The sequence below is a fragment of the Chryseobacterium taeanense genome (assembly GCF_900099685.1).
GTDB lineage: Bacteria > Bacteroidota > Bacteroidia > Flavobacteriales > Weeksellaceae > Chryseobacterium > Chryseobacterium taeanense.
Window position 1 is genome coordinate 476826 of sequence record NZ_FNDW01000001.1, and the last position, 16877, is coordinate 493702.

Genomic DNA, 16877 nt, shown 5'->3' on the forward strand with positions numbered 1-16877 from the left:
TATTTTGGTAAATTTGCGGGATGAAATTGTTTAAAGAATTTAGAAAACAGGAAATTCTGGTATTGTTATACCGGATTTTTTTAGCTTATTTTTTCTATCAGATTGCGCGTTTTTTGTTCTGGTATTTTAATCGCGGACTAATAAAAATTGATTCTGTGTCAGATTATTTCAGTCTGTCTTTTCACGGAATTGCGTTCGATACCACAGCAATTTTATATGTCAACGCACTTTTTATCTTACTGAGCATTATTCCAATAATCATTAATACAAAAAAAGGATATCAGAAATTTCTTTTCTGGCTGTACTTTATCACCAACGGAATTGCGTATGCGATGAACTTTGGGGATATGGTTTATTTTAAGTTTTCCCAGATGAGGCTGACTTCCGCTGCACTTCAGGTCGCAAAACATGAGAATAATATCTTCAAGGTTTTTACATCGTCGGTTGTTCAGAATCCTTTTGTGCTTATCTGGTTTGTGATTTTGATGGGCTTGTGGGTTTTCCTGTACAAAAAAGTGAAGATAACAGAGAAGAAACCAGTAAAGCTTGTTCCGTATTTTATATGGTCTGTAATTGTGATTTGTCTAACAGCAGTTCTTACGGTTGGGGGAATTCGTGGAGATTTCAAACACAGCACAAGACCGATCAATCTGGTGGATGCCAACCGTTTTGTAAGACTGCCTTCTCAGGGAAATATGGTGCTGAACAGTACTTTTTCGTTTTTCAGAACGTTAAATACTAATAATTTTAAAGAGGTTCATTTCGTTGATGAAAAATTTATAGAAGATAATATTCATCCGTATAAATTATATGAAAGAAAGGTTGCCGAGAAGCCCAATATTGTTATTTTTATTGTTGAATCTTTTAGCAGAGAATATTCCGGAGCTTTTAATAAGGATAAAAATATAAAAGATTACGTTTCTTACACACCTTTTATGGATAGTCTCGCAGCTCAAAGTCTTATTTTTCCGAATACTTTTGCCAATGGCAGACAATCAATCCATGGGATGAGTTCTGTTTTAGCGGGAATTCCGAGCCTTACAGATGCTTTTACAAGTTCGCCGTATTCAAACCAGAAAATCCAATCTATTGTTTCTGTCTGTAATGAAATGGGATATGATACATCCTTTTATCACGGTGCTCCAAATGGTTCCATGGGTTTTTTAGGTTTTGGAAATATTTTAGGTTTTAAACATTATTTTGGTAAAACAGAATATAATAACGATAATGATTTTGATGGAATGTGGGCGATCTGGGATGAACCGTTTTTACAATATTTTGCTAAAAATGTAGGTAAAAAACAACCGTTTATGGCAACTGTTTTTACCGCTTCTTCGCATCATCCGTTTAAAATTCCTGAGAAATACAATGGGAAATTTAAAAAAGGAAAGAATCCGATGCACGAGCCGATTCAATACACAGATTATTCCATTAAGAAATATTTTGAAACGGCTAAAAAACAGCCTTGGTATAAGAATACGATTTTTGTTTTCACGGGAGATCATACCAATGAAGTGTATTATTCTGAATATGAAAAAATTATGAACCGTTTTGCTGTTCCTTTAATATTTTATTCTCCAAATCCAGAATATCAGTTAAAAGGCGTGAATAATGAGTTTGCCCAGCAGATTGATATTTATCCTACCTTAGCAGATCTCATTGGCTACAATAAAAAAATAAGAAGCTGGGGAAGAAGTCTCGTGAGTGAAAAAAAATATGATCCGATTATCGCTAATTCAGATGGTTCCGTAGAGCAGTTTATCATTGGAAATTATATTTATCGTTTCGATGGTAAAGATGTAGTCGGTATTTTTTACAAATCTGATCTTGGACTTGAGAAAAACCTTTTGGAGCAACTGAAAAAAAATCCTGAAGCAGAAAAAGGTGAAAAGATAGCCAAAGCATGGTATCAGGATTATATGAATAGAGTTATTAATAGAAAATTATATTAAGTTTGAGAATAAAATTCAGCATATTTCAATTTAACTATTTGAATTAAAGTGCATCTATCTTAATGTATGTTCCGGATAGTAAATATTTTTTTTATTTCGAAATTAATTTCTATTTTTAGCAACATATACACAACCAAATTATTTTATTACAATTAAAACTATAAAAATATGAGAAAATTAGTATTAACATTTATTCTTTCTTTCGTGGGTGTCTTTTCATTTGCGCAGATTGAAGGAAAATGGAAAACAATAGATGACGAAACCAAACAGGCAAAGTCTATTGTTGAAATCTATAAAAAAGGAGATCAGTATTATGGAAAAGTTTCCCAGCTTTTGATAAAACCGGCAAACCCTAATTGTGTAGATTGTAAAGACGACAGGAAAAATAAGCCTATTCTGGGAATGGAAATCATCAGAGGTCTTAAAAAAGATGGAGATGAATTTACCGGCGGCACGATAACAGATCCTAAAACCGGAAAAACCTACAAATGTACCATCAAGAAAGATGGAGACAACCTTAATGTAAGAGGATATCTGGGCTTTTCTCTTCTTGGAAGAACGCAAACGTGGCATAAAGTTAATTAATTAGCATTAAATAAAATTAATAAGCGGCATTTCATTAAATGAGATGTCGTTTTTGCTATGTGAATAATAAAAAAACACTATTTTTGTACTCTAAATTTTTCAAAAAGATATGGCAGAATATACTTTTCGTGAGGTAATTGCACAGGCAATGAGCGAGGAAATGCGTAAAGACGAATCCATTTATTTGATGGGTGAGGAAGTTGCAGAATACAATGGTGCATATAAGGCTTCAAAAGGAATGCTGGATGAATTTGGTCCTAAAAGAATAATCGATACACCGATTGCTGAGCTTGGTTTCGCAGGGATTTCTGTGGGCGCAGCAATGAATGGTAACAGACCAATCGTAGAGTTTATGACCTTCAATTTCTCGTTAGTGGGAATTGATCAGATTATTAATAATGCTGCAAAAATCCGTCAGATGAGTGGTGGTCAGTGGAATTGCCCTATCGTTTTCCGTGGTCCTACAGCTTCTGCAGGTCAGTTGGGCGCTACACACTCTCAGGCTTTTGAAAGCTGGTATGCCAATTGTCCGGGATTGAAAGTGGTTGTACCTTCTAATCCTTACGATGCAAAAGGATTATTGAAAACAGCAATTCAGGATAATGATCCGGTTATTTTCATGGAATCTGAGCAGATGTATGGAGACAAAATGGAAATTCCTGAAGAAGAATACTACCTACCAATCGGAAAGGCAGATATCAAAAGAGAAGGAAGCGATGTAACGTTGGTTTCTTTCGGAAAAATCATGAAACTGGCTATTCAGGCTGCGGAAGATTTGTCTAAAGAAGGTATTTCTGTAGAAGTAATTGATCTTAGAACAGTTCGTCCTTTAGATTATGATACTGTTTTAGCGTCTGTTAAAAAGACAAACAGATTAGTAGTTCTTGAAGAAGCATGGCCATTTGGATCTGTTGCTTCTGAGATTACTTATATGGTACAGCAGAAAGCATTTGATCATCTGGATGCTCCAATCAAGAGAATCACTACTCCTGATGCGCCTGCTCCTTACTCTGCGGCTCTATTTGCAGAATGGTTCCCAAAACTTGAAAAAGTAAAAGAGGAAATCAAAAAAGCGATGTACGTGAAATAATTAACATAATTATAGAGAAAAACTTCCGAAAGGAAGTTTTTTCATTTATTATATTCATGAAGAAAAATTCTTGGGGTTGTTATTTTGACTTAAATTTGCGCGTTTAAAATAAAATTAGCTGATATGGCAGAAGTTACAGAAGGCGGTCATCATTTTGACATTAAGAAGCTTTCTTTTATTGGAGTTTTGGTTTCTCTGGGTATTGTTTTCGGGGATATCGGGACTTCGCCGCTTTACGTAATGAAAGCAATCGTCAACGCAAGAGTAGGCGGAAGTACGATGCCTTTTAACGAATATATTGAAGGAGCACTTTCCTGTATCATCTGGACACTTACCCTTCAGACAACAGTAAAATATGTTATTATAGCTCTTAGAGCAGATAATAAAGGGGAAGGAGGAATTCTTGCACTCTTTTCATTGGTGAAAAACCTTAAAAAAGGCTGGCTGTATCTCATTGCCATCGTCGGGGCTGCAGCTCTTATTGCAGATGGCGTTATCACTCCGTCATTGACAGTGATGTCGGCAATTGAAGGTCTTGAAATCTACAATCCTCATACACCGGTAGTTCCCATTACCATCGCAATTTTAATTGTTATTTTTGTTGTCCAGCAGTTTGGAACAAGCTTTATCGGTAAATTCTTCGGACCCGTGATGGTAATCTGGTTTTTGGTTTTGGGCGGATTAGGATTATCCCATCTAAGCGAAAATTTTGAAATTCTGAGATCTTTTAATCCGTACTATGCATATAAACTGATTGCCAATTCACCAAGTGCTATTATAATTTTAGGAGCTGTTTTCCTTTGTACAACAGGTGCAGAGGCTCTTTATTCAGATTTAGGGCATTGCGGGGCAAAAAACATCAGAGTAAGCTGGGGATTTGTAAAAATTATGCTGATATTAAATTATCTTGGTCAGGGAGCATGGCTTTTAACCAATTATAATAAACCGGGTTTTTCAGCGGTGAATCCTTTCTTCGGAATTATGGAGGAATGGATGGTGATTCCCGGAGTTATTCTGGCAACTGCTGCGGCAATTATTGCGAGCCAGGCTTTGATTACAGGATCATTCACAATTTTCTCAGAAGCAATGTCTCTGAACTTATGGCCTAATCAGAAAATTGATTATCCTTCAGGGGTAAAAGGACAGATGTATATCCCGAGAATCAACTGGGGACTTTTGTTATTCTGTATCGTTGTGGTTCTTCATTTTAAAGAATCAGGAAAAATGGAAGCTGCCTATGGGCTTTCTATCACTGTAACAATGCTGATGACGACTGTTCTTTTGGTTTTCTGGCTGCTAAAGCACAGAATAAACAAGCTTTTTATCCTCGTTTTTGCATTGGTTTATCTGGCGATAGAATTAGGATTCTTCAGTGCTAATATTATTAAATTCATGGAAGGCGGATGGATCACGGTAGTTTTGGCAGGCTCTATCGGAGTTTGTATGTATGCATGGTACAACGGAAGATCTATCAAAACAAAATTTATCAAATTCATTAAGCTGGAAAACTATATTCCAATCATTAAGGATATGAAACTTGATGAGACGATTCCGAAATACGCTACCAATCTTGCTTACCTCAGCAGAGCCAAAAGAAATGATGAAATAGAATCTAAGATTATCTATTCTATCATTAAAAAACAACCAAAAAGAGCCGATCATTATTTCATTTTGAGCATTACCAACCAGGAAGATCCATACACTTTCAAATATGCTATCGATGAAGTGCTTCCGGGAACGATCTATAAGATTAATTTTATGCTTGGTTTTAAAATTGACAGGAGAATTAATGATTATTTTGATATGGTTTTAAGGGATATGATGGCAGACGGAACAATTCCTTCAAGAAGCAGCCATCCATCGTTGAGAGCTCATAATATTCCGCCGGATCTGAAATATGTAATCATAGATAATACCTATATCAACGATATACTTCTTACCGTAAAAGAGAAAATTATCATGAATATTTATAATTTCGTTAAGTATATCGGAAGTGATGATTTCAAAGCCTGGGGAATTACCTCCCATAATGTAGAGGTGGAATCGGCACCGATGACAGAAGATTGTGTAGGCAAATCCAGAATAGAGCTATGCGAATATAAGCGTCATAATAGTTAAATTCTTTAACATTGTGGTACAATATTTATTTAAATAAAAATCAATAAATTTGTAGATAATTTTTTTGATGGATACAATACAAAAAGAAAAAAATATTGCACTTATTAAAGATGTTTTAAGAAACTATTTGCTTGAAAAAGGTTTCCGTAACACTCCTGAACGATATACAATATTAGAAGAAATTTACAGTATGGATCATCACTTTAATGTGGATGATCTGTACCTTTTGATGCTGCAGAAAAAATATCATGTTTCTAAGGCAACAATTTATAACACGATTGAGATTTTCCTTGATGCAGGACTGATCCGTAAACATCAGTTTGGTGAGAAAACACTTACTTCCTCTTCTTACGAGAAATCTTATTTTGACAAACAGCACGATCATCTTGTGATCTACAAAAAAAATTCCGACAAGGAAATTGAGGAGATTATAGAATTTTGTGACCCGAGAATTCAGGGAATTAAAGAAGCTATTGAAGAAGCATTTGGGGTGAAAATTGATTCTCATTCGCTGTATTTTTATGGTACAAAGAATGACTAACTTTTCCTTTAGGCTGATTATTGGCCTTTTCGTATGCATTTCTTCGTTTATTTTTGCACAGGACAATCAGAAGTCTTTGCAGAAAGATCCGTATTTTACTCCTAAAACGGCTCCACAGAAAAACGCTCCGCCTCCGGAAAAAGTTAAACATATTCATTCTGACGAATTGAGGAAGGATGAAAAATATGACGGTAATAATTATTTTACCGGAAATGTTCAGTTTTCACATCAGGGATCTTTACTGAATGCAGATCTTGTTATTGTTTATGAAGAGCAAAACTTCATAAAAGCAATAGGAAATGTAAAACTTCAAAATGCAGACGGTTCTGTAATCACTGCAGACGAAATGGAATACGACGGTAATACCCAACGTGGTATTGCCAGAAAAAATGTGGTTCTTATTGATCCGAAAGGAACAGTAATCAAAACAGAAACCATGTATTACGACAGGGTTTCAAATCAGGCTTATTACAATACGGGAGGTACGATCAATGATGGGAAAAGTACGACGTATTCAAAATCCGCAACGTATTTTCTCACCACAAGAACGATTGATCTTTCAGGGAGAGTAAAAATAGAAGATGCACAATATACGCTTGAGGGAGATAATGTTGTACAGAATCAGAATACCAATATTGTCAATATCAATGGGCCAACCACCATTACTAATAAAAAGAATCCCAAAAACCGTATTGTTACAGACAAAGGGAATTATAATATGAATACAAAGGAAGCTTTTCTTTATAAGAATTCCAGAGTATATTACAACGATAAAATCCTTACCGGAGACGAAATGTATTATAATCAGCTTACCGGTTTCGGAAAAGCAACCGGAAATGTTACATTGGATGACCCTAATGAAAGAAGATGGATCAAAGGTGGATACGGAGAGATCTATGAAAAGAAAGATTCTGCAATGATGACAAAGAATCCTTATGCTGTAAAAGCATTAGAAAAAGATTCCATGTATTTTGCGGCAGAAAAAATACTCTCTTTTCAAAAACCTGATTCTGCGGATGTAAAAGTGAAAAAAAGTTTCCTGAGAGCATTTAGAAAAGGAAGGTTTTACAAATCCAATGCGCAGGGAAGAGCCGATTCTATTGCTTTCAATGAGACAGATGGTGTGCTTCATATGTACACAGAGCCTATCTTATGGAGCAACGGAAAACAGGTTACAGGTGATAAGGTAGAAGCTTATTTTAACACAGAAAAAGAAAATATTGACTCTTTAAAAGTTATCGGAAATGCATTTGCGATCAGCAAAGTCGATTCCCTGAATATGAAGGATGAATTCAATCAGGTGAAAGGAAGGCTGATGACGGTATATTACGGCGCAGATAATAATATAAGAGAGGCTAAAGTGATCGGAAATGGTCAGACAATTACATATTCTGATGATGAAAATGGTCAGACCAAACAAAAAGAGCGGATAGGGATAACTCTTAGCTCATGCGGAATTATTGATGCTATCTTTGAAGAAAAAGCTTTGTATGTGGTAGAATGTAATATCGGTGCAGCTTCAGATACATATCCAATGAGTATGATTGAACCTGCGAAACGTAAATTACCGGATTTTAACTGGAATACAAAAGACCGGATCTTAAAATGGCAGGATATTCTTGTTGATACTCCAAATTATCCTGAAGTAAAATATGAGTCCGATAATACGCTTTACGATTCTGCCCAAAAGGTAATCGAAGATGAAAAAGCTAAAGAGGAAGCCAAAAAGCCTAAGCGCGTCAGAAGATAATTTTAAATCTTTAAAGATATATAACTCACTATTTTAATGAAAAGTAGTGAGTTTTTTATATGCTTAAAATTAGGTATTTTCTATTAGGATTAATGATTCTATATTTTCGATTTCAAACTTCTCTAAAATGTGAAATCTTCATAATATTGAAATTTTAATGTTTTTTTATGGGGTTAATCAATCGATTGACTTTATTATAAGTGTTAAAATTTTATTTTTTTTAATAATTATGTATTTTTCATTTATTTTTTTCTTATATTTAATATAGGAAATAAACAAGCTATATTAATATTTTGTGATTTGGTGTGTCGCTTACAGTTTACTGTAAGCGATTTTTTAATTTTACCAGTTTAATTTCGGCATTTGATGAATGTTTTTTAGCTTTGCTGAAATTTTTCAATAATATGGAAATGCAAAAAGATTTTTTTACCTATCAGGCGCAGACTACAAAATTTGCGGCAGGGTTTGAAGTGGAAAAGGCGGAAGGAAGCTATATTTACGGTACCGACGGAAAAAAATATCTGGATTTTGTAGCAGGCGTTTCCGCCAATACCTTGGGGCATTCACATCCTAAAGTAGTTAATGCCATTAAGCAGCAGGCAGAGAAATATCTTCACGTAATGGTTTACGGCGAATATGCTCAGGAAAAACCGGTAGCTTTGTGTAAACTACTCGCGGAATCAACACCGCATCCTTTAGAAATTACTTATTTGGTAAACAGTGGTGCAGAAGCGATTGACGGTAGTTTGAAACTGGCCAAAAGATATACAGGCAGAGAAGAAATTGTTTCTTTTAAAAATTCTTATCATGGAAATACACATGGCGCTTTAAGCATTTCCGGAAACGAAACTCACAAAAGAGAGTTTCGTCCGCTTTTGCCCATGGTGAAGTTCATTGAGTTTAATAACGAAAAAGATTTTGATAAAATTACCGATAAAACGGCATGTGTTATCATGGAAACCATTCAGGGAGCTGCAGGATTTTTAGTTCCCGACCATGATTATCTCATCAATCTGAAAAAAAGATGCGAAGAAGTAGGGGCATTACTTATTCTTGACGAGATCCAGCCGGGATTCGGAAGAACCGGAAAGCTGTTTTCATTTGAGCATTTCGGAATTGTTCCGGATATTCTGGTGATGGGAAAAGGAATGGGTGGAGGAGTACCTGTAGGAGCATTTATGAGTTCAAAAGAAATAATGGAATCATTGTCGCACTCTCCCAAATTAGGTCATATCACCACTTTCGGCGGTAATCCGTTGATTGCTGCTTCCAGTTATGCAACCCTTAAAGAAGTTCTGGAAAGTGGTTTAATGAACGAGGTCGGAGAAAAAGAAAAGCTGTACAGGGATCTTCTTGTTCATCCCAAAATTAAAAATATCAACGGAAAAGGATTAATGCTCGCTGTCAATCTTGGAACTCCGGAATATACTTTGAAAGTTGCCGGGAGGTGTATGGAAAAAGGACTGATCGTCTTTTGGCAACTGTACAGAAATGAATATCTCAGAATATCACCGCCACTTACGATTTCAAAAGAAGAAATTATAGAAGGCTGTCAGATAATTCTTGATGTGTTAAATGAAGATTAAAATTTTAGTTGTTTATCTTTAGTAAAGCATCGAAAAACTTCGATGCTTTCATTTATTTTGTTTAATAATGAAGCATTTATAGCTTAAATTGGATATACTTAAAAAATTTGCTGAAGTATAGATCTGTTCAGGACGATGTTTTTATGTAAAATTCTGATACAATAAATATTTCAAAATCGCTGACAAATATCATGAAGATTGTATAAAAAAGTAAACACATTTTTGTGTAATAAAAAAATTAATTTATATATTGCGGGACGATTAAAACAAAGATTATATGGCGAAACATAAAGTCCATTACGAATTTCCAATGCATTGCTTATCAGAGATATTATACGAATATCTTGCGACTGCAGAGGGGTTATCTGAATGGTTTGCGGATGATGTGACAGAGAAAGGAGATGATTTCTTTTTTAGCTGGGGAGGAGGCCCTGCAGAGAAGGCGACTTTGATTAGATATAAGCCTGAAGGTTTCGTACGTTTCAGATGGGAAGAGGATGAAGGAACGAAGCATTTCTTTGAAATGACCATCACAATCGATGATATTACCGAAGATCTTGCCTTGAATATTACAGATTTCTGTGAAGAAGGAGATGAGGAAGAAAATGCTATGTATTGGGAAAATCTTATCGAAAACCTTAGAATAAAATTAGGTGCCGCTTAAATGTAGGCAGTATTGCAGATAAAACTGATGAACGATTTATCGTTCATTATTTTTTTATAATAAATCAGAATAAATTGGAAAATCAATATTTTACTTCAGAAGAGTTACATATGAAAAACAGAGCGTTTCTTTCGGGTGATGCTGTGAAGGTATCGTTCTTTGTAAGAAATGCAAAATTAATCATGGACGAAGAATGCTATTTTTTCCTGATGGCTTCCATGAGAAAGATGAGGATGAATATTCCATTGTCGTACACGCTGGAATTTTTTCAGTCACTTTTCAGAAAAGATATTATTGAAGGTAGTGGGATTGAAAACGGAATTATCAATTTTCTGGTTTTCAGAAATACGGATGGTGTCACCTTGTCGAAGTCGTCTGTTTCCTATTATTATGAAGTATTGGAGATGTCTGATGTTCTGGCTATTCACGAAAGGCCTTTAGAGCTTGATTTAATCAAAGAAATTAACGTTAATAATAATCTTTTGAGCAATATCCGTGTTCATAGTGCGGAAAATATTTACGGAGAAATCTATGCACAGGAAAATGATCTCGACGATGTTATTTTCCTGAATCCCAATAAAAGGATTGCGCGTGCTTCGTCCGGTAATCTTCTTTTTTTGGAAGGGAATGTTATAAAGATTCCGAAACAGGCAGAAGGTGCGTACATTTCGCCTTTAATGGAAAATTTTGTTACTTTTCTACATAAAAATAATCTTGCTGATATTCAGGAGCATGAGATTATTGCATTTGAGTCTCAGAAAGCCGAAGAAATTCTTTTAATTTCCGATGAAAAAGGAATCTTCTCGGTAGGTAAAATACGAAATAAAACTTTTGAAAATATCAGGTTTTCAGAATTGGTGAAAAGTTGGAGAGAGAGTTTTTAAATTGACAAACCCGGTAAACAACATTAAAGTCCTTTACCGGGTTTTATTCCGAAAATGTCAGAATTATTTTTTATTCAGTGTATTCATTGAAAACATCAGCGAATTTTTGAGCAACTTCTTTTTGCCCCTTTTCGCTGGTAAGATATTCCAAATCTTTTACGTTATTGATAAAGCCAAGCTCCATGAGAATTGCTGGGGCTTTAGATTCCCGAAGGATATGAAGATTTTTTTCTTCAATTTTCTGTACATTGAATTTTTTTGAAATTCTTTTGGCTAAATTTTTTGAAGCTTCCGTATTTTGAGTGTAAATTTCCGAACCTTGCTGTAAGGATTCCATGTCGGGGCTGCTGTTAACGTGAAGTGAAATTACCAATTCAGGATTCAGTTTGTTAATCAGGGTAGTTCGCTCCGTAAGCTGATTGTAAGTGTCGCTGTCTCTTGTCATAATAATCTCATATTTATCCTGAGATGAATTGAGTTTCTGAATTTCTTTTCCGATGTTCAGGACAATATTTTTTTCGTAGATACCATTTCTGTTGGCACCCATATCGCTTCCGCCATGGCCGGCATCAATGATAATTAATTTTTTATGTTCAGGAGTGAAAGATAAAAACGCTGCAGAGAAAACTGTTATAACGAGTAGTTGTATTCCTTTCATATCCGTTGAATTTTTAGTTTAACAAATAACGGAAATAATTTAATTAAAATTGGTTAACGTTCTCCTAAAGAATTGTTAAATTCAAAAATCAGAAAAAAATATTAGTTTAAAGAAATGTCTTCAGGCGAATTTGCCCAAAGTAAATACTCTCCGCCAAGATTCTGCATGATTGATTTCCAGAGGGTCTGGTCGTTCGGTAAAGTGTAATCCAGATTATAAACATCTACTACCGTCCATACTTTTTTCTGAATTTCTCCATCCAGCTGCATCGATGTCCATCCGGAATAACCTGAGAATATTTTTACATTATTAATATCTAGTTCACCATTCAAAACGGCGCTGATAATATTTTCAATATCTTCTGTTAAATAAAATTCAGGAGTAATCTCAACGTAAGTTTCCGTTACTTTTTTTCCTTTTATAATAAAGAAAACCTTGTCGTTTTCTACAGGGCCACCGTCGTAGACCTCGATTTTAAAGTCGAAAAAGTCTTTAAATTTATCGCTCATCTGGCCGTTTTTTTTATTTAAAATCAAACCAAATGCACCCTGTTCGTTATGCTCAATAACCAATACTACCGATCGGGAAAAAATATCACCGGAAATGTCAGGTGTGGAAATTAATATTTTACCTTTGTAGGAGTAATTCATACTCAAATTTAATAAAAAATATTTATGGAAAACCTGCACGATAAAAGAAAAGTGTACGAGAGATCCCAACTTATTGAAAGTGAGATAAAACAAAACCCTATTGAGCAATTTCGAGACTGGTTCCTGGATGCGAGTGAAAATCCGGTAATTTCTGAGGCTAATGCGATGGCTGTTTCCACGTTGGAAGATGATGGTTGCCCACGTACGAGGATGGTTTTGCTGAAAGCTTATACGTATGAAGGATTTATTTTTTATACCAATTACGACAGCAGAAAAGGGAAAGCTATAGAAAAAACTCATAAGGCATGTCTTCATTTTTTCTGGCCTAATCTTGAAAGGCAAATCATCATTAAAGCAAATCTTGAACGTATAGCCGAAAATCTTAGTGACGGATATTTTCATTCCAGGCCGAAGGGAAGTCAGCTGGGAGCAGTGGTATCACCACAAAGCTGCGAGATCCCAGACAGAGAATTTTTAGAGCAGAAGTTAAAAGATCTTGAAGAAAAATACGAAAACACTGAAGTTCCAAGGCCTGAAAACTGGGGCGGATATATTGCAAAACCTTATGAGATTGAATTTTGGCAAGGGAGACCAAACCGTCTGCATGACAGGATTATTTATAAACTGGAAAATGGTATCGACTGGAAGATTTCCCGTTTAGCGCCTTAGGTTAATTAAAGGGTAAATATTGTTTGTATAGACTAATATTATGCAAATCTCCATTTTTTCAATAAAAAAAACCTCATCAGGCGATGAGGTTGCTTTTTTTAATCTGAACAGATTATTTTTTCTTAGCTCCGGAAACTGCGTTTGAAAGATCAGCTCCTGCTTTGAATTTAGCAACTTTTTTAGCAGCAATTTTGATTGGTTTTTTAGTTGCAGGGTTGATACCTTGTCTTGCAGCTCTCTCAGCTACTGAAAAAGTACCAAATCCTACTAAAGAAACTTTTCCGTCTTTCTTCTTTAAAGTAGTCATTACGTTATTGATGAATGATTCTAAAGCGGCTTTAGCTGCAACTTTAGTGATTCCGGCATCTTTTGCGATTGCGTCGATTAATTCAGACTTGTTCATAATTTTTAATATTAAAGTTAGTTCGTAATAATAGCAAATATAATACTATTTTCTATATGTGCAATTTTTTTCTAAATAAATAAATAATTTTTTTGTTTTTTGATGAAATTGGTTCAAATATGATAATTTCATTTTTCACGTAAAATGTACGTTACGCGTCACTAAAATCATGCCAAATGCTTATGTGTATTGACTTTATGAAAATTTATAAATTATTTTATGTATTTATTAAATCCTGAATTTTGTATAAAGTAATAAGGTTTTCAGGATATAGTTATTAATTTTATAAGTAAAAACTTAAAAAATTATATTTAAAGAAATTAAACTACTGGGTTTCTGCCACTTTTAAAATCATCCTAAAAAATCGTTTTATTGATTTTTATTAATAAATTTGCAGTATGTTAATAGAAGTTTTTAAGTCTAAGATTCACAGGGTGAGAGTAACGGCTTCTGACCTTAATTATATCGGGAGTATTACTATAGATGAAGATCTTATTGAGGCCGCAGGCCTAGTCGTGGGAGAAAGAGTATATATCGTTAATGTCAACAATGGTGAGCGTTTTGACACTTATGTGATCAAAGGGAAAAGAAAATCAGGAGAGGTTTGCCTGAATGGTCCGGCAGCAAGAAAAGTTCAGAAGGATGACATCATCATTATTATTGCTTACGCTCAGATGACCCCGGAAGAAGCTCAGGATTTTCAGCCAAAAATTGTTTTCCCGGACGAAAAAACGAATCTTTTGACGTAATCTGATGGAGAAAAAAACAAAAAGTCCTTTAAAATCAATACTTACAATAGTAATTTCGCTTGCTTTTGCAGGCTTTTTTTTATGGTTTGCCCTCAAAGGTCTGGATTTTAAGGTTATCCAAAAGTCTTTATCTAAAGCTAATTACTGGTGGGTTTTATTTGCTGCTTGTTTCGGAATTGCGGCATACTGGTTCAGGGCAATACGCTGGAATCTGATGCTGGAACCTATGGGGCATACTATTTCAAATTCCAATTCGCTATGGTCGATTTCATTCGGTTATTTAATGAATCTTACCATACCAAGAAGTGGTGAGGTAGCTAGGGCGACAGCTTTGTATGGTGTAGAAAAAGTGCCTGTAGACAAATCTATTGGTACAATTATTTTGGAAAGAGTGGTGGATCTGGCTTGTATGGTTATTTTTTTAGGGTTAACATTAATCTTTAAATTCAATACAATAGTTTCTTTTTGGAAATATATAGAAAAGGAGTTTTTAAAAAAGTTAGAGAATGCTACTGTCTATCTTTACATATTTTTAGTTTCTTTAATTTCACTATTGATTCTATATTTTATATTTAAAAATAGAATAAAGGACAATGTTTTTTTTAAAAAGATTGTTGGAGTTTTATTAGGAATTTTTGAAGGCTTGAAAACAATTTTTAAATTAAAACAAAAAGGAAAATTCATTCTTTATACAATAGGAATTTGGGTTTCGTATTATTTTGCAGCATATTTAGTATGTTTTGCTTTGCCGGAAACTTCAGGCTTTACCTTTGATGATGGGTTTTTAATTCTTGTTGTAGGAACTTTTGGGATGATTATTCCTGCAAGCGGCGGAATTGGTGCATTCAACCTTGCGATGAAATATGGTTTTATGGCCTTATTTATTTCAATGGGGAAAAGTGGTGAACTGGGTGGTGAAATAGGATTGACCTATTCATTTATTTCATTGCCTTTGCAAATTATAATCATGTTGAGTATGGGTCTTATCTCAATTCCGATGCTGGCCAGGGCAAGAAATAAAGTAGTCGGAAAATATGAATTTCATTAATGATTTTCTGATAAAAATACAATCCGGTCAATTTGATCGGATTTTTTTTGTTTTTGATATTACTGAACGGGTATTTTACCAATGAATATTTGGAAAATTCCTGAAACAGCTATAACTTAGATCAAGAAACGTAAACACTCAATATAATATGGCAATTAACTTACAGAAAGGGCAGAGAATTGAACTTGGATTCACAAAAATGACCATCGGTCTTGGCTGGGATCCGAATGAAGGAACGGGATATGATTTTGACCTTGATGCTTCTGCAATCATGATTGATCGTGACAGAAAGCTGGTAAGTGAAGAATATTTTGTTTTTTATAATAACCTGAATTCTCCGGATGGTGCGCTTACCCATACAGGTGATGATCCTAATGGTAAAAACAGCGATGGTGACGATGATGAGGCTATTATCGTTGATCTTGAAAAAGTAAATCAGGATGTGGAAGAAATTCTTTTTGTTGTAACTATTGAAGATTTCGAAAGACGTAAGCAGAATTTCGGACAGGTCAGAAATTCCTACATCAGAATTGTTGATACGGTAACCAATCAGGAAATTGCAAAATACGAACTCGATGAAGATTTTTCTATTGAGACAGGTGTAGAATTCGGGAGGCTGTATAAAAAAGGCGGAAGCTGGCGATTTGAGGCATCCGGTATTGGCTACAGAGCAGATCTTTCATTCTTCCTTGAGAAATATTATAAAGGTCAGATTATTAAATAATCATTTTTTGTAAAAAAGGCTCACAGAATATAATTAAGAGACTCAAAAAAGTCTCTTAATTTTTTAAATTGTAATAACAGATCCTTTGTAAAACTTTGTACAATCGTAAAGATCTGAAAAGTATTGATACATTTCAGGTTGCAGAGTCAGTTCATACCTTTTTTCATCATAAGCTTTTTCTGCCAGTGAATAGAGTATTTTGTGATCGGGTTTTAAAAACTCAAAAAGATACTTTTCTTCAGCATTTGCCAGACCTGTGAAAAAGAGAGCATAAATCAGAAAATGATTGAAACTTTCGGAATTGACGGTGAAAGTAAATTTACTTTGTAAATAATCTTCATACCCTGAAAGAATATGTGAAAAGTTTTCAATACATAACGGATTTGAGATGTCATAAAATACATCAATTCCGTGTACGAAAAGTTGGGTTTTCATTTCTTCACGGTCAGCACCGTATTTAGCATTAAACCAATTGAAAATACTGCAAAATTCTTCACGGGAAAAATTTTCGATATTGTCAAGCGTCTTACTTTTGATGATCTCAAGATTGTCTTTCTTATTATCTTTGAGATACGTGAGCATTCCGTCTTCTTCACAGCATAGTTTGTTGTAAAGATTAATCTTTGCGCTTACAGGATCTGTTTTTATAAAATATAGTTCGTCTTTCATAATTATATAAATCCTTTTTTGGTTTTATTAAAGGTAATGAAAATAAGATGAACTTAATCGTTAATACTAATGACTTTTAACACATAAGCTAAAGCTAAAGTATAGTAAGGATTTTCAATTTCTAAAAGTTGATTTAT

At 34.5% G+C, this 16877-nt stretch carries 17 protein-coding genes; 13 read left to right on the plus strand and 4 right to left on the minus strand.

Going from position 1 to position 16877, the window contains the following annotated elements:
- Nucleotides 1-20 precede the first annotated feature (20 nt).
- The 9 genes from BLR30_RS02225 to BLR30_RS02265 all read left to right on the plus strand — a co-directional run bounded on the left by BLR30_RS02225 (nucleotide 21) and on the right by BLR30_RS02265 (nucleotide 11170).
- Entirely contained in the window at nucleotides 21-1952 is a 1932-nt protein-coding gene (locus tag BLR30_RS02225; protein WP_089854035.1) for an LTA synthase family protein, read from the plus strand.
- Nucleotides 1953-2120: 168 nt separating this feature from the next.
- Complete coding sequence (locus tag BLR30_RS02230) at nucleotides 2121-2537, plus strand: DUF2147 domain-containing protein (protein WP_089854037.1); 417 nt, start codon at nucleotides 2121-2123, stop codon at nucleotides 2535-2537.
- A gap of 109 nt (nucleotides 2538-2646) precedes the next feature.
- The gene (locus tag BLR30_RS02235) at nucleotides 2647-3627 is read left to right on the plus strand and encodes a pyruvate dehydrogenase complex E1 component subunit beta (protein ID WP_089854040.1); all 981 of its coding nucleotides are present in this window, start codon (nucleotides 2647-2649) and stop codon (nucleotides 3625-3627) included.
- A gap of 123 nt (nucleotides 3628-3750) precedes the next feature.
- Nucleotides 3751-5745, plus strand: coding sequence for a KUP/HAK/KT family potassium transporter (locus BLR30_RS02240; protein WP_089854043.1), 1995 nt, complete (start codon nucleotides 3751-3753; stop codon nucleotides 5743-5745).
- A 67-nt stretch (nucleotides 5746-5812) separates the two neighbouring features.
- Entirely contained in the window at nucleotides 5813-6286 is a 474-nt protein-coding gene (locus BLR30_RS02245) for a Fur family transcriptional regulator (RefSeq protein WP_042720826.1), read from the plus strand.
- A complete protein-coding gene (locus BLR30_RS02250) occupies nucleotides 6279-8036 on the plus strand; it encodes an OstA-like protein (RefSeq protein ID WP_089854046.1) in 1758 nt (585 codons plus the stop codon). Before BLR30_RS02245 ends, BLR30_RS02250 begins: the two co-directional genes overlap by 8 nt.
- A 410-nt stretch (nucleotides 8037-8446) precedes the next feature.
- Nucleotides 8447-9622 carry an aspartate aminotransferase family protein gene (locus tag BLR30_RS02255; RefSeq protein WP_089854627.1) on the plus strand — a complete coding sequence of 392 codons (1176 nt, stop codon included), beginning with the start codon at nucleotides 8447-8449 and terminating at the stop codon, nucleotides 9620-9622.
- A gap of 277 nt (nucleotides 9623-9899) precedes the next feature.
- Nucleotides 9900-10286 (plus strand): START-like domain-containing protein, encoded by a 387-nt coding sequence (locus tag BLR30_RS02260; RefSeq protein WP_029294636.1) that lies wholly within the window; start codon nucleotides 9900-9902, stop codon nucleotides 10284-10286.
- A 110-nt stretch (nucleotides 10287-10396) separates the two neighbouring features.
- The gene (locus BLR30_RS02265) at nucleotides 10397-11170 is read left to right on the plus strand and encodes an aminotransferase class IV (protein WP_089854049.1); all 774 of its coding nucleotides are present in this window, start codon (nucleotides 10397-10399) and stop codon (nucleotides 11168-11170) included.
- A 70-nt stretch (nucleotides 11171-11240) separates the two neighbouring features.
- Here the strand turns inward: BLR30_RS02265 and BLR30_RS02270 are convergent, their stop codons facing one another.
- Entirely contained in the window at nucleotides 11241-11828 is a 588-nt protein-coding gene (locus BLR30_RS02270) for an N-acetylmuramoyl-L-alanine amidase family protein (protein ID WP_089854053.1), read from the minus strand.
- Between the two features lie 101 nt (nucleotides 11829-11929).
- Entirely contained in the window at nucleotides 11930-12478 is a 549-nt protein-coding gene (locus BLR30_RS02275) for a YqgE/AlgH family protein (protein ID WP_089854056.1), read from the minus strand.
- Nucleotides 12479-12502: 24 nt separating this feature from the next.
- Here BLR30_RS02275 and pdxH point away from each other — a divergent pair, with 24 nt between their 5' ends.
- On the plus strand, nucleotides 12503-13147 hold the full coding sequence (pdxH, locus tag BLR30_RS02280) for a pyridoxamine 5'-phosphate oxidase (RefSeq protein WP_089854060.1): 645 nt from the start codon (nucleotides 12503-12505) through the stop codon (nucleotides 13145-13147).
- 112 nt (nucleotides 13148-13259) lie between these two features.
- Here the strand turns inward: pdxH and BLR30_RS02285 are convergent, their stop codons facing one another.
- The gene (locus BLR30_RS02285) at nucleotides 13260-13550 is read right to left on the minus strand and encodes an HU family DNA-binding protein (RefSeq protein ID WP_029294646.1); all 291 of its coding nucleotides are present in this window, start codon (nucleotides 13548-13550) and stop codon (nucleotides 13260-13262) included.
- A 398-nt stretch (nucleotides 13551-13948) separates the two neighbouring features.
- Between BLR30_RS02285 and panD the strand changes: the two genes are divergently transcribed.
- The 3 genes from panD to BLR30_RS02300 all read left to right on the plus strand — a co-directional run bounded on the left by panD (nucleotide 13949) and on the right by BLR30_RS02300 (nucleotide 16071).
- A complete protein-coding gene (gene panD, locus BLR30_RS02290) occupies nucleotides 13949-14299 on the plus strand; it encodes an aspartate 1-decarboxylase (protein WP_072954497.1) in 351 nt (116 codons plus the stop codon).
- 4 nt (nucleotides 14300-14303) lie between these two features.
- Nucleotides 14304-15347 (plus strand): lysylphosphatidylglycerol synthase transmembrane domain-containing protein, encoded by a 1044-nt coding sequence (locus BLR30_RS02295; RefSeq protein WP_089854063.1) that lies wholly within the window; start codon nucleotides 14304-14306, stop codon nucleotides 15345-15347.
- A 148-nt stretch (nucleotides 15348-15495) separates the two neighbouring features.
- On the plus strand, nucleotides 15496-16071 hold the full coding sequence (locus tag BLR30_RS02300) for a TerD family protein (RefSeq protein ID WP_089854065.1): 576 nt from the start codon (nucleotides 15496-15498) through the stop codon (nucleotides 16069-16071).
- A 63-nt stretch (nucleotides 16072-16134) separates the two neighbouring features.
- Here BLR30_RS02300 and BLR30_RS02305 read toward each other — a convergent pair whose 3' ends face one another.
- On the minus strand, nucleotides 16135-16740 hold the full coding sequence (locus tag BLR30_RS02305; protein WP_089854069.1) for a hypothetical protein: 606 nt from the start codon (nucleotides 16738-16740) through the stop codon (nucleotides 16135-16137).
- Nucleotides 16741-16877 lie beyond the last annotated feature (137 nt).